This is a genomic window from Synechococcus sp. WH 8016 (assembly GCF_000230675.1).
Classification (GTDB): Bacteria; Cyanobacteriota; Cyanobacteriia; order PCC-6307; family Cyanobiaceae; genus Synechococcus_C.
Genome location: NZ_AGIK01000007.1, coordinates 82,652 through 96,502, shown reverse-complemented (window position 1 = coordinate 96,502; position 13,851 = coordinate 82,652). Strand labels below are relative to the sequence as shown.

The window sequence follows — 13,851 nt, the reverse complement described above, 5'->3', positions numbered from 1 at the left end:
GTCCGGTGGCGTGAAGCCTGAAGGAAGGCTGATCAGGCTACGGCGATTGATCAGCGAACGGAGTATCGGCCGCAGCTGAAACCAACCAGAGGACCACAAACCAGCCGATGGATCAGGCCGACGATCCGATCAAGGCGGCCCTGGTGAAGTCCACATCAGCGATGCCAAGGGCACGCAACACCACAGCACTGATCACGCTGTAGACAACCGCGCCAAGGATCGCACTGATCAGCCCGTTTTTAAGGCGAAAGCCCTGTATCAGCCAAGCGGCCAAACCAAACAGGACGACCGTAATGATCCAGTTGAACAGGAACGACACCGGCGAAATCAACCCACCGAGCGAGGTAATGGCCCAAACCGGGCCCATCACCACTTTGAGCGGCAGGATCAGCAGCGTGCCCAACAAGCCAATCAACACCGCTGCCCATAGGGCCGTCCCGAAGCTGGCCAGTTCCACTCCGAGCGGAAGCGCTGCCACGACAAGCAATACGAGGGCCCGAATCGGCCATTGCAGCAACCAGCCAAGCGTTCCCATCACAGTCCAAGCAGCTCTGATCGCAAGCTAGGAATCTTTGGAGAACCTGCCCAAAAAAACTCCTGGTCCAGGCAGCAGGGGCACCGCTGCCAAGACATCGCTGCCAAGAACCAGATCGCTGGATGGATGAAACGGATGCAACCGCAATCAGACGCGGCTGATCACTGGACGAGCCAAAGCCTCGCGGAGCCCGCGCACCACCGCGGTCATCGCCAGCTCATCGTTGAGGCGATTCACGGCCGAGCCCACTCCCACGCCAGAAGCACCGGAAGCAATGGCCATCGGCACGGTGACGGCAGACAATCCAGAGGCGCAGAGCACGGGCACAGCGCACTCGGCCTGATGCAAGGCAGCACTAATGCTGTGGGAGGCGGCCAAGGTGGGAGCTGCTTTCTCAATCAAACCAAGACTGCCAGCGCTGAACGGCTTGGCGCTGGTGCCGCCCTCTGTTTGGATCAGATCAGCACCAGCTGCCACCAAATCCACAGCCAACTGCTCTTGCTGATCCAGCGGCAGCACATGGGGCACGGTCACGCTCATCACCACGTCGGGAAGCAGCTCGCGGGTTCGGCGGGTGATCGCCAGCACTTCAGCGGCATCAAAGATGCGGCCTTGGGGATAGAAGGCGTCGTAATTGCCAATCTCCACCATGGCCGCACCAGCAGCCACAGCGGCAGGAAACAGCTCGGGATCCACCGCAGACACACACACAGACACGCCAGCAGAGGCCTCGATCGCCAACTTGACCAGCTCCGCATCACAGGCCACATCAATCAAATCGGCACCACCACGACCAGCGGCAGCCGCCACCATCGCCACTTTGGCGGGATCGAAGTTCATCAAACCGGCAATCACCTTGAGTGCGCAACGCTGCTCCAGGCTGCGGCGGAGCTCAGCGGGCAGCAGAGAAAGGCGGGACATCCCAGCGAAATCAGGTTGCTTCATTCTCACACCGCGCGTGTGATCCCGCCTGAGAACGGGCAAGATCAATTCTCAGTTGTTTCACGCGCTGGCCACACCATGGCTGCCTGCTCATCCTGGTTGGCTTGGCACGACACGCTTCACCGCCAACTGCTGAGGCAGCCAACGCTGCTGCCAGATGGGACAACTTTGCTGATTGCCCTCTCCGGTGGTCAGGACTCGATGGCCTTACTCGGCCTGCTCCTGGGGCTTCGGCATCTGCACCATTGGCACCTGCAGCTATGGCACGGCGACCATGGTTGGCACGATCAATCAGCAACCATGGCCTCCGAACTCAAGGCGTGGTGCCACGGCCAGGAGCTGGATCTTCAGATCAGCCGCAACAAAAAGAACAACACGCAAACAGAGGCCAGCGCCCGCTCTTGGCGTTACCAAGAACTTGCCGCCCTGAGCCAACAGCTGTGCTGCCTCACGGTTCTGACCGCTCACACGGCGAGCGACCGGGCTGAAACCTTGCTGCTGCAGTTGGCACGAGGCACCGATCTCGCCGGCCTTGGCAGCTTGCGGGCCATCAGGCCCCTTCAGATCAACGACCCCAGCGGCCCACGGCTGGTGCGTCCCCTGCTGAGCTTCAGCCGAAACGACACCGCCCAAATCTGTGAGGACTTGCAATTGCCCATTTGGCTGGATCCGTCAAATACCAATCCGGCCTTCAGCCGTAACCGCATTCGCAACGAGGTACTACCTGTCTTGGAAGAGTTGCATCCCGGCTGCAGTCAACGGATGGCCGAGCTCAGCGAGCGGGTCTCGCAAGTGGAGGACAGCCAACGCACCCTCGCCACATTGGCCCTTGAACAGCTGCGTTGTGAATGCGGCCTGAAACGCAACGCACTCAAGGTTTTGCCAGAAGCCAGCCGTCGGCTCTTGCTCCATCATTGGTTGCAACAACAAGGCGTTGGCAGCCTCTCCGCCAGCCAACTCGACACCCTGAGTTGGGCCATTGGCCCTGGCCGCCCCCCCGGGAGCCGCTCTTTGCCAGGGCACAAGACTCTGCAATGGACCCGCGACTCGGTACAACTGGTGAACAAGCCATAACAACCTCGTTTGGACGCTGATTTTCAGGAGCAATACGTCGCCGCTGAGCAGGCCTACAGCGCCAGTGAGTTCGACAAAGCCGACGACTTGGCGCGTCCCTTGCTGGGGAAACTGGAGCCGCTTCCCGCCTCAGGGGCGGAACGGGACGCAACCCTGGCCTGGAGAGCCTTTGTGGCCCTGTTGCTAGGCCACATCCACCTTTATGGAAAGGATGATGTGGGCCAGAGCGCAGAGTTTTACCGGCTTGTGCTCGCCAGCGAACCGCCAGACACACTGCGCGAACTTGCTCAACAAGGTCTCAACGAATCCCTGGAGCGATCACCTGTCATTGATGTCGCTGTGTCGGCGCCTGCTGCTGCAGAAGAACCGGCATCCGTGCCCTTTCAAAACCAATCAAGCCAGCCAGCCAGCGACGCTCTCATCCGTGATCCCTTTTTGAACACCAGCTCAACGCCCGCGGCGGGAGATCAACGCGCAGCAGCAGAGAAGCCAGCAGCTGAATCGCCAGCAGCTCAACCAGTCGAAACGGCCATGCCCTGGCTGAAGACCAATACGAAGACGGCTACGAAAACAAACGCGCCGCAGCCAAGGGAGCTGGACAGCACCCAAGAGCGATCTGAACAGCCAGTGAGCTTGGAAGAAGCTCCAGCGCAGGCTTTAACTGCATCGCTTGCAGGAGCCTTTGATTCCAACCCAAAGCGCCTGGAGGCCGGACTGCTGCGCGTGCACCTAAAGCAAAGTCGCCAACTTGGGTCGTCATCAGCACAAGCCGCTGATGACGACCAGCCAACATCGCTCCCCTTGCAGAAGCGATTGGCAATGGCCTGGCGTTCCCTAAGCCGCCGCTGAACGACGACGACGGGTGCGTCCAGCTGGCATCTCCGGCTCTGGAGCACTGGTCACAACCACTGCCGCCGCAACAGGCTCTTTCGCGGGAGCTGGAGCCGGTGCTGGCGTCGCTGCTGCTGGAGCTGACCCTGCCGCTGCAGGGGCTGGTGTTCCAATCACACGGGAGGGCACAACCCGAGCCGGTGCCGCATTGCGATCACGCCGAACATGGCCATTGCCACTGTCGCGGCCGGGACCACCATGACGACCACCGCGCCCGCGGGATGACGGACGGGTGTCAGGCTCTGCATCAGCGCGGCCCTTGTACACCGGTGTGCCACCAGGTGCGGGCTGAACCAGACAAAGAATCAAGGGCTCCACTTGCATCTCACGGCGCATGCGCCGACCTAGGCCCACTTCCACTTCGCGCTGCACGCCCATCCAATCCACTTCAGGAGAAGAGCCTTCCACATTGCGGCAGAGCTGCTTCCAGCGATTTTCAAGCACCCACTTGATTTCGCGTTCCGTCCACAGCGACATCTTGCGCGCATCCGCGGTGGTCACGACACCACGCAAATTGACCCGCGGCGGAGCCACCATCGCCCCATCGGTACTGATCGCCGCCAGGATCGTCACGATGCCATCCACGGCAAGCTGTTGACGCTCCTTCAGCACGCGCGCATCAACGATGCCATTGCGGGACTGATCGAGCAGCTCGATGCCTGCTTTCACAGGATCGCCTTTGCGCATGGAGTCAGGAGTGAGCTCAACGACATCTCCGTTGTTGATGATCAGCGTGTTGTCTTCTGGCACACCCATGGAATGGCCAGTGCGGGCATGCTTCACCAACATCCGGTGCTCACCATGCACAGGCACGAAATATTTCGGGCGGGTGAGCGCCAACATCAGCTTCTGATCTTCCTGGAAGCCATGGCCTGACACATGAATGCCTTCGCCTTTGCCATAAACCACCTTGGCGCCCAAGATCATCAACTTATCGATCGTGTTCACCACGGAGATGGTGTTGCCCGGGATCGGGCTCGCAGAAAAGATGATCGTGTCTGAGGTCTTCACCTTCACTTGAGGGTGATCACCCCGTGAAATCCGGCTCAAAGCAGCAAGGGGCTCACCCTGGCTTCCGGTCATCAGCAACAGCGTCTCGCGATCAGGAACATCGTTGATCTGTTTGATCGGCACAAACAGCTCGTCCGGGGCACGCATGTAGCCGAGTTCACGGGCTTTCGCGATCACGTTGAGCATGGAGCGCCCAAGCAGACCCACCTTGCGGCCGTTTTTGAGCGCCAGCTCAAGAATCATCGACACCCGATGAATCGAGCTGGCGAACGTGGTGATGATCACCCGTCCTTCCGCTTCCGCGATGTGGCGATCCAGGTTGGGGAACACCGATCGTTCAGGAGGGCAGTAGCCAGGAACCTCCGCATTGGTGGAATCACTAAACAGACAAAGCACACCCTGATCGCCGTAATGGGCTAGCCGGGCCAAGTCGAAGTGCTCGCCATCCACAGGGGTGTGATCAAACTTGAAATCACCGGTGAAAATCACAGTGCCCACCGGAGTGGTGATCGCCAGCGAAAAGCTGTCGGCCATCGAGTGGGTGTTGCGAATGAACTCCACCGAAAAGTGCTGACCCACCTTCACGACGTCTCTGGGACCCACCGTTTGAAGGGTGGTGCGATCGGTCACACCGGCCTCATCCATTTTTCCCGTGAGCATGGATAGGGCCAGACGCGGCCCATAAATCACTGGGATATCGAAATTCTTGAGATGGTGCGCGATGCCACCGATGTGATCTTCGTGGCCGTGGGTCACGATCATGCCCCGAATCCGGCTCTGGTTTTCACGCAGGAAGCTGGTGTCAGGCATCACCACATTCACCCCATGCATGCCATCACTGGGGAATGCCAAGCCGGCATCCACCAGCATCAGGTCATCGCCGTACTCGAACACGCAGGTGTTCTTGCCTATTTCATGCAAGCCACCGAGTGGAATCACACGGAGACAGGCCTGCTTGGTTTTAGAGAGAGTGGATGTCATCAATAGATCTCGCGAAGGAATTTAAAAAAGAGAAAAATCTGAATTGGCAGCCGGAGCGTCAGGTCTGACGCAGGGCAGTGAGAAGGTCGGCTAAGGAATCGCGCATGGCTGAATTAAGGGGGAGTAAGGGAAGACGAGGAGCACCGACGGGCCATCCACTCAGCTCGAGTGCAGCTTTCACAGGGATGGGGTTGGAGGTGGCAAAGAGGGCCTGGAAGAGCGGCGTTAACTGCTCGTGTTGACCAAGGGCAACAGCGTTCTGACCGCTGAGAAAGGCATCAATCATGTGGCGTAAACGCTTGCCAACAACATGGCTGGCCACACTCACCACGCCGACAGCACCAGCGGACAACATCGGCAAGAGCAAGCCGTCATCACCGCTATAGACGGCGAGGCGAGGTCCACAGGCCAAGCGCAGCTCGGTGATTTCTTCAATCGAACCGCTGGCTGCCTTGAAGCTCACCACATTGGCGCAGTCCATCAATTGAGCGGCCGTCGCTGGAGCCAGGCTCGTTCCAGTCCGTCCAGGCACGTTGTAAAGCATCAGCGGTAGCTCGGGAGCCGCCGTCGCAATCGCTCGAAAATGCGCTTCCAAGCCATCTTGGGGAGGCTTGTTGTAGTAGGGCACAACCACGAGAGCACCGTCAGCGCCAGCCTCGGCCGCTTCTCGCGTGGCCTTCACCGCTTCACTGGTGCTGTTACTGCCCGTGCCTGCAAGCACCTTCACGCCAGGTCCAACGGCTTGACGAACCGCCTCCAGCATCTTCACTTGCTCCTGCCAGCTCAGGGTTGGCGATTCACCCGTGGTGCCACAAACCACAAGTCCCTCTGAACCTTCCTCAACAAGGTGACGAGCCAAGCGACCTGCCAAGGCCAAATCCACGCGTCCCTCAGCATCGAAAGGGGTCACCATGGCCGTCAACAGTCGGCCAAATGGAGTGGGAGAAAGTTCAGCAGCAGTGCTCATACAGGTCAAACAGAAGGAAGAAGCAATTCGGCGATTTGAATGGCGTTCAGAGCGGCACCTTTACGAATCTGATCACCACATAGCCAAAACTCGAGCGCGTTCGGCTCACTGATGTCCTGACGAATCCGCCCCACCATCACCGGGTCTCGACCGGTTACATCGGTGGGCATGGGGAAGCGGTTGTGGGCGGAATCGTCGAGTAACTCAACACCAGGGGCAGAAGCCAGCAGTGAACGGGCCTCCTCTACAGAGAACGGCTCATGGAATTCCACATTGACCGCTTCTGAGTGAGCGCGCAACACAGGGACCCGCACGCACGTCGCTGTAAAGCGCAAATCAGGGATCCCCATGATCTTGCGGGTTTCATTCACCATCTTCAGCTCCTCTTCGCAGTAGCCATTGGACTGCAGAGGGGAGTTGTGCAGAAAAAGATTGAACGCAAGCGAATGGGGCAACACCTCACTGGTAGGGGTGCCTCCATCCAGTACCACCCGGGAGAGATCGCGAAGCTCATCCATGGCCCGGGCACCGGCACCACTCGCCGATTGATAGGTGCTCACCACCACGCGACGCAGGGGTCGGCGCGACGCCAGCGGCGCCAACGCCAAGCTCAACAGAATGGTGGTGCAGTTGGGATTCGCGATCACGCCTTGATGCTGATGCGCTGCACTTGGATTCACCTCGGGAACCACAAGAGGCACGCCGTCTTCCATCCGAAACGCGCTCGAGTTGTCCACCATCACGGCTCCCGACGCCACGATGGCCTCGCGCCAAGCCTTAGACACCGAGCCGCCTGCCGAGGCAAGCACCAAATCAACGCCCTCGAAGGCTTGGGCTGTGGTCTCTTGGACCACAAGCTCCTGCCCCTTCCACGAGCAGCGACTGCCAGCAGAGCGAGCGGACGCTAGAAGACGCAGTTCAGAGACCGGAAAATTCCGTTCTTCAAGAAGCTGAAGAAGCTCTTGACCCACGGCACCACTGGCACCCAGCACCGCAACGGTGAGTGGTCGGTTGGGAAATGGCGCGGCGGAAATCAAACGAATGAAAACTGGAACGAAATCTGGTGTTAGCCGTGGCTACATGCCACTCAATGCATCGATCCCTGACCTTGTAATGACGTCGTGACGTCTCAGGGAGTTGCTATAGCGATCCAACCACCTTACGCGGATGGCAAAGGTCTCGCACTTAATTAAGGTGTTGGGTCTGCTCTTAAACCTCGCCGATGAGTGCCGCCAGCCTGAAGGTCACCTCCACAGCCCGCCCAGGCAGCCGTCTGGCCGTTGAGGTAGCGATTCCTGCCGAACGCTGCAAGGCCAGTTACGAAGCGGCGATCTCACAGCTGAGCCGCAGCGTGAATCTGCCTGGATTCCGCAAAGGCAAGGTGCCTCGCTCCGTTCTCGTGCAACAACTGGGCGGACTGCGCATTCGCGCCACAGCGCTCGAAAACCTCGTGGACGGGATCTGGCGGGACACCATCAAGCAGGAAACGATTGAAGCCCTTGGCCAACCCGAAGTTGATGGCGGCTACGAAGCCTTGCTGGAGTCCTTTGAGCCTGGAAAGCCCCTGTCGGTCACCTTTGAAGCCGATGTTGCTCCCACTCCAACCCTGAAAACCACCAAGGGACTGAAAGCGGAAGCGGAAAGCGTCAGCTTCGATGCGTCAAAAGTAGATGAAATGCTCGAGCAGTCGCGTCGACAGCTCGCCACTGTGGTGCCAGTAGAGGGCCGCAAGGCTGCAGAGGGCGACATCGCTGTGGTGGGTTTTAAAGGCACCTACAGCGACGACGGCAGCGAGATTGAAGGCGGCAGCTCCGAGTCGATGGATGTGGATCTCGAGCACGGCCGCATGATCCCCGGCTTCATCGAAGGCGTTGTGGGCATGAAGGTGGGTGACAGCAAAACCGTGGCCTGCAATTTTCCTGATGACTACCCCAAGGAGGATGCGCGCGGACGCAAGGCCAGCTTCGAAATCGAACTGAAGGATCTCAAGACCAGGGAACTGCCCGACCTGGATGACGACTTCGCGAAACAGGCCAGCGAGCAGGAAACCTTGGCCGAGCTCCGCTCTGACCTCGAAAAGCGTTTAAAGGACGACGCTGAGCGGCGTACGACCAGTAATCGACGCGACGCCCTGCTCGCTGCTCTTGTCGAGCAACTCGAGGTGGAACTGCCCGAAACCCTGGTGCAACAGGAGGTGCGCAACCTGGTGGAACAAACCGCAGCGCAGTTCTCCCAACAGGGCATGGACGTGAAATCCCTGTTCACTCCTGACCTCGTCCGCAACTTGATGGAAACCTCACGCCCAGAGGCGGAGGAGCGCTTGCGCCGCAGTCTTGCCCTCTCGGCCCTGGCAGAAGCGGAAAGCCTCAAGCTCGAGGATCCAGAGATTGACGCCAAAGTGAAGGAGGTCACCGCCCAACTGTCCGGTGAGCGCGACATCGACCCCAACCGTCTCCGTCAAGCCGTGATCGAGGATCTTCTTCAAGAAAAACTCCTTGGCTGGCTGGAAGAAAACAGCACCGTGAGCGAAAAGGCACCTGAAAAGGACAAGCCAAGCGCCACCGATGCCTAATCGGCGCCCATAGATTGCATTCATCTGTCCTCCTGCCCGCCGCCGCGTGATCAACGCCCGCAGCCACCACCCGATCGAAAACCGCTGGCGAGGAACCCTTCCCGTTTCAGCTCACACCCCGTTGGCCTCTCCTGGGGTTCCCACGGTGGTGGAGCAGTCCGGGCGGGGTGAACGCTCCTTTGATATTTATTCCCGTCTACTCAGGGAGAGAATCATCTTTCTCGGAACCGACGTGAACGACCAGGTAGCGGATGCTCTGGTGGCTCAACTTCTTTTTCTAGAAGCGGAAGATCCTGAAAAAGATATTCAGGTGTACATCAATTCACCTGGTGGCTCGATCACTGCAGGGTTGGCGATCTACGACACCATGCAGCAAGTAGCGCCAGACGTGGTCACCATCTGCTACGGACTCGCCGCCTCCATGGGAGCGTTTCTGCTGAGCGGAGGCTGCAAAGGCAAGCGCCTAGCCCTTCCCAACGCCAGGATCATGATTCACCAACCCTTGGGTGGTGCTCAAGGTCAGGCCGTGGACATCGAGATCATGGCGCAAGAAATTTTATTTCTTAAGGAAACCCTGAACGGCCTGATGGCGGACCATACCGGCCAGCCGCTCGCGAAAATCACCGAAGACACTGAACGGGACTACTTCCTTTCTCCAGCAGAAGCGGTTGAATACGGCTTGATCGATCGCGTTGTGGACAACCTCGGAGGCGAAGGAATCATTACGGGGGGCTGACACAGCCCACTTTCCCCACGATCCTACGTATCCAGTCCGATCCCACTCCGACCGGTTCTGTCTTTTCGTTTGATGTGTCCAGAGCCCGATGGCCAAATTTGACGCCCATCTGAAGTGCTCTTTCTGCGGAAAGTCCCAGGAGCAGGTGCGCAAACTAATCGCGGGTCCTGGCGTTTATATCTGTGATGAATGCATCGATCTCTGCAACGAGATTCTTGATGAAGAGCTGATCGACGCCCAGGGCAATCCCCGCCACGGCGCCGAACCCTCTAAGAAAACGGCTGCAGGCGGCACGCGCAAAACCAGTAAACCGGCTCCAACCCTGGCCACGATCCCCAAACCCCAAGAGATCAAAGGCTTCCTCGACGAACAAGTCGTTGGTCAGGAGGCGGCCAAAAAGGTGATGTCTGTCGCCGTCTACAACCACTACAAACGCCTGGCCTGGCAGGGCGATGGGCAAGGCGAAGCCGCCCAAACCGCCACCCGTCTGCATAAGAGCAACATCCTGCTCATCGGCCCCACCGGCTGCGGCAAAACCCTGCTGGCCCAGACCCTGGCAGAAATGCTAGATGTGCCCTTTGCCGTTGCCGATGCCACAACCCTCACAGAGGCTGGCTACGTCGGTGAAGACGTTGAAAACATCCTGCTGAGGCTGCTGCAGAAAGCCGATATGGATGTGGAGCAGGCCCAGCGAGGGATCATCTACATCGATGAAATCGACAAAATCGCTCGCAAAAGCGAAAACCCCTCGATCACGCGCGATGTGTCTGGGGAAGGTGTTCAACAGGCCCTTCTGAAAATGCTGGAAGGCACCGTGGCCAACGTGCCCCCTCAAGGCGGACGCAAGCATCCCTACCAGGACTGCATCCAAATCGATACGAGCCAAATCCTGTTCATTTGTGGTGGAGCCTTCGTCGGCCTGGATGACGTGGTGCAGAAGCGCATGGGCCGCAATGCCATCGGCTTTGTGCCGAATGATGGTCGGGGTCGCAACCGCGCCACCCGCGATATCCAAGCGGCCCAGGTGCTGCGTCATCTCGAACCCGATGACCTGGTTAAGTACGGCCTCATCCCCGAGTTCATTGGCCGCATGCCGGTGAACGCTGTGCTCGAACCCCTTGACGAGCACGCACTTGAATCGATCCTCACCGAGCCACGCGATGCCCTGGTGAAGCAATTCAGCACGCTCTTGAGCATGGACAACGTGCAACTGGACTTCGAATCCCAGGCCGTTGAGGCAATCGCCAAAGAAGCCCACCGGCGCAAAACGGGTGCCCGCGCCCTGCGCGGGATCGTGGAGGAGTTGATGCTGGACCTTATGTACGAGCTGCCCTCCGATCAAACCGTGACTGCCTTCACGATCACCAAAGCCATGGTCGAAGAACACACCGGTGGCAAAGTTCTTCCCCTCCCCGGCACCAAGCAACACAAAGAGTCGGCTTGAACGTCACCCTGAATGGCTGCCGCTGACCACCTCTCAGTCCCGCGCCAGCATGGTCTGTTTCTGCATCACGGCATCGATCTCGGCGATGGCACCATCGCCCATTACCTCGAAGGGCGAGAAATTCTGCGCAGTCCGTTGGAGGAGTTCAAACGCGGCTTAGAGACCAGCGTTGTCGAGCATGAGCATCCATCTCCACCAGGCGTCACGCTGCGGCGAGCGATGAGCCGCATCGGCGAACAGCGTTACAACCTGCTGTTCAACAACTGCGAGCATTTCGCTAGCTGGTGCAAAACAGGCCGGCATCAAAGCGGGCAAGTGGAAAGCTTCCTGCACACCACCAGCCTCGGGGCTTTGGCCATAGGCCAGCTCATGCCCGCAGCCCTGCTCACCGGACTCCGGTTGCTCCTGAAGCGAGGGTTGGTGAATGAACAATCCCGAGATCGTGCTCGCCGCGGCCTGGTGCAGTTGAAAAAGCTCCGTCAACGCTTGCTCAACCAACTAGAAGGCACGCTTGAGCAAGCCGAGGGATGGATCCGCGGCGGCCCTAACAACGGCGCCAGCGATCGCTATGGAGGACAGGGCCAAAGGCTCCTCAAAGCTGGCCAAACCCTCGCCGATGAACTCGCAGCCGTGGAAGAACTCGAACAACGGATTAGCGATTTGCTCAACGAGCAACATGGGCCTTCCATCAGCGATCAAGCTGAGTAGCCTCAACGTCTTGCGGGTAGTGCATGAGTCAGGCCTATCAGCCGCTGCATCACAAATACCGTCCTCAACGTTTTGACCAGCTGGTGGGCCAGGAGGCGATTGCCGCCACACTCGGCCATGCCCTCACCTCCGGACGCATTGCCCCGGCCTACTTATTCAGCGGCCCACGCGGAACCGGCAAAACCTCCAGCGCCAGGATCCTGGCGCGCTCACTCAACTGTCTGAGCCACGACGGCCCAACACCCCAGCCCTGCGGGACGTGTGAGCTCTGCACAACGATTGCGCGTGGCACGGCGCTCGATGTGATCGAGATCGATGCCGCCTCCAACACCGGTGTCGACAACATTCGCGATCTGATCGAACGCTCCAGGTTCGCCCCTGTGCAAGCGCGCTGGAAGGTGTATGTGGTGGATGAGTGCCACATGCTCTCCACAGCCGCGTTTAATGCGCTGCTTAAAACCCTGGAAGAGCCACCACCGCAGGTGGTGTTCGTGTTGGCCACGACCGATCCCCAACGCGTCTTGCCCACGATCCTGAGTCGCTGCCAACGCTTTGACTTCAGGCGCATTCCCCTCGAGGCCTTGCATCAACATCTGGCCTGGATTGCCGAACAGGAGTCGATTCCGATCCAACCAGAGGCGCTGCATGTGGTGGCCCAGCGCGCCCAAGGAGGCCTACGAGACGCAGAAAGCCTTCTCGATCAGCTCAGCCTCCTGCCGGGACCGATCAAGGCGGATGCGGTCTGGGACCTGTTGGGAGCCGTGCCAGAGCAAGAGCTTCTCAACCTGACCGAAGCGCTGGCGGAGGGAGAACCCCTCACGCTGCTGGAGGCAAGCAGACGCCTACTGGATCGTGGCCGGGATCCAGGGGCTGTCCTGCAGGGGTTGGCGGGCATTTTGCGCGACCTGGTGTTGATGGCTGTCGCCCCGGACCGTCCAGAGCTCACCGGGGTCTCCCCACAATTTCGAGAGCAGTTGCCTGCCCTCGCACAACGCCTAGGCCGGCAGCGACTCCTGCATTGGCAAGCCCAACTCAAGGGCAGCGAACAGCAACTGCGTCAAAGCGTGCAACCAAGGCTGTGGCTGGAAGTGTTGCTCCTAGGCCTCCTGGCTGACGCCGAGCTCCCCATTACCAAAGCCCCGACTGCCGCGGCGGTGAGCAGGCCAACAAGCAGCACTTCCGTCGTCAGCACTCCTCCGGTGGCCAGCACAGCTCCAGCCACTGAAGCACCAGCACCACCCATCAGTCTTCCCAATACAAGCCCCCAACCGGTCGTCAGCTCAGAGCCTGCTCCTACGCCAGCCTCAGCGCCCCCATCAGAGCCAGAGCCAGCCCCTGACAGTCACAATCTGCCTGAACTGTGGCAACAGATTCTCGCCAGTCTCGAGCTCCCCTCCACCCGGATGCTGCTGTCACAGCAGGCGCAACTCGTCCGTCTCGATCCCCATCGCGCTGTGGTGCAGGTGGCTGGAAATTGGATGGGCATGGTGCAAAGCCGGGCCAGCTTGCTGGAACAAGCGATCAAACGTTCGATTGGCGGGAATCGGCAACTGGTCTTGGAAAACCATGGCGGTGCAGCCCCGATGGCCTCGACGCCCTCCGCCGCACCAGCAACACCGTCTCAAACAACCCCTCCTCAACCAAAGCCGTCTCAACCAACACCAGCATCTCCATCGCCCGTCGTGATGCCAGCTGTGCAAGCACCGCCCATCACTCCGGTCGCAGAGGCCACAACCAGCTCACCACCGGCAAGATCGTCAACGGCAACCTCAACGACAACCACAGCGGCAAGCTCAGCAGCTCCCAGCATCCTTTCAACAGAGGTCCCTGGGCCCGGTTCCCAATCCATGGGCTCGCCCACCCCGCCTTCACCTGCGGACGTGAATCCCCCTTCAATCATGGATGAAAAGGTGAAGCGCTTTGCCGACTTTTTTAACGGTCAGGTCCTGGATGTGGAACTGGACCATGACGAAAACGTTTGAGGAATCAG

12 protein-coding genes are annotated in these 13,851 nt (G+C 59.4%); 7 read left to right on the top strand and 5 right to left on the bottom strand.

Annotated features, from left to right (window positions below):
- Positions 1–112 precede the first annotated feature (112 nt).
- Together SYN8016DRAFT_RS13750 and SYN8016DRAFT_RS13745 are read right to left on the bottom strand one after the other, a co-directional pair.
- Positions 113–535, bottom strand: a complete 423-nt coding sequence (locus SYN8016DRAFT_RS13750) for a phage holin family protein (RefSeq protein WP_006855026.1) — start codon at positions 533–535, stop codon at positions 113–115.
- A 147-nt stretch (positions 536–682) separates the two neighbouring features.
- Positions 683–1,456: a DUF561 domain-containing protein gene (locus tag SYN8016DRAFT_RS13745; RefSeq protein WP_038015002.1), complete on the bottom strand. Its 774-nt coding sequence runs from the start codon at positions 1,454–1,456 to the stop codon at positions 683–685.
- 99 nt (positions 1,457–1,555) lie between these two features.
- Between SYN8016DRAFT_RS13745 and tilS the strand changes: the two genes are divergently transcribed.
- A complete protein-coding gene (tilS, locus tag SYN8016DRAFT_RS13740; protein ID WP_006855024.1) occupies positions 1,556–2,551 on the top strand; it encodes a tRNA lysidine(34) synthetase TilS in 996 nt (331 codons plus the stop codon).
- 9 nt (positions 2,552–2,560) lie between these two features.
- Positions 2,561–3,400, top strand: a complete 840-nt coding sequence (locus SYN8016DRAFT_RS13735; RefSeq protein WP_006855023.1) for a hypothetical protein — start codon at positions 2,561–2,563, stop codon at positions 3,398–3,400.
- On the opposite strand, the gene SYN8016DRAFT_RS13730 is transcribed toward SYN8016DRAFT_RS13735, so the two are convergent.
- The 3 genes from SYN8016DRAFT_RS13730 to SYN8016DRAFT_RS13720 are packed head-to-tail and all read right to left on the bottom strand — an operon-like array spanning position 3,386 to position 7,438.
- On the bottom strand, positions 3,386–5,434 hold the full coding sequence (locus SYN8016DRAFT_RS13730) for a ribonuclease J (RefSeq protein WP_006855022.1): 2,049 nt from the start codon (positions 5,432–5,434) through the stop codon (positions 3,386–3,388). The genes SYN8016DRAFT_RS13735 and SYN8016DRAFT_RS13730 overlap by 15 nt on opposite strands.
- 58 nt (positions 5,435–5,492) lie before the next feature.
- Positions 5,493–6,401: a 4-hydroxy-tetrahydrodipicolinate synthase gene (dapA, locus tag SYN8016DRAFT_RS13725; protein WP_006855021.1), complete on the bottom strand. Its 909-nt coding sequence runs from the start codon at positions 6,399–6,401 to the stop codon at positions 5,493–5,495.
- Between the two features lie 5 nt (positions 6,402–6,406).
- Entirely contained in the window at positions 6,407–7,438 is a 1,032-nt protein-coding gene (locus SYN8016DRAFT_RS13720; protein WP_038014966.1) for an aspartate-semialdehyde dehydrogenase, read from the bottom strand.
- A 185-nt stretch (positions 7,439–7,623) separates the two neighbouring features.
- On the opposite strand from SYN8016DRAFT_RS13720, the gene tig reads away from it, so the two are divergent.
- From tig to SYN8016DRAFT_RS13695, 5 genes are all read left to right on the top strand, one after another.
- Positions 7,624–8,973, top strand: coding sequence for a trigger factor (gene tig / locus SYN8016DRAFT_RS13715; RefSeq protein ID WP_006855019.1), 1,350 nt, complete (start codon positions 7,624–7,626; stop codon positions 8,971–8,973).
- Positions 8,974–9,019: 46 nt separating this feature from the next.
- Positions 9,020–9,709: an ATP-dependent Clp endopeptidase proteolytic subunit ClpP gene (gene clpP, locus SYN8016DRAFT_RS13710; protein WP_006855018.1), complete on the top strand. Its 690-nt coding sequence runs from the start codon at positions 9,020–9,022 to the stop codon at positions 9,707–9,709.
- 88 nt (positions 9,710–9,797) lie between these two features.
- The gene (clpX, locus tag SYN8016DRAFT_RS13705; RefSeq protein ID WP_006855017.1) at positions 9,798–11,153 is read left to right on the top strand and encodes an ATP-dependent protease ATP-binding subunit ClpX; all 1,356 of its coding nucleotides are present in this window, start codon (positions 9,798–9,800) and stop codon (positions 11,151–11,153) included.
- Between the two features lie 12 nt (positions 11,154–11,165).
- A complete protein-coding gene (locus SYN8016DRAFT_RS13700) occupies positions 11,166–11,861 on the top strand; it encodes a lecithin retinol acyltransferase family protein (protein WP_006855016.1) in 696 nt (231 codons plus the stop codon).
- A 23-nt stretch (positions 11,862–11,884) separates the two neighbouring features.
- A complete protein-coding gene (locus tag SYN8016DRAFT_RS13695; protein WP_006855015.1) occupies positions 11,885–13,843 on the top strand; it encodes a DNA polymerase III subunit gamma/tau in 1,959 nt (652 codons plus the stop codon).
- Positions 13,844–13,851: the final 8 nt, after the last annotated feature.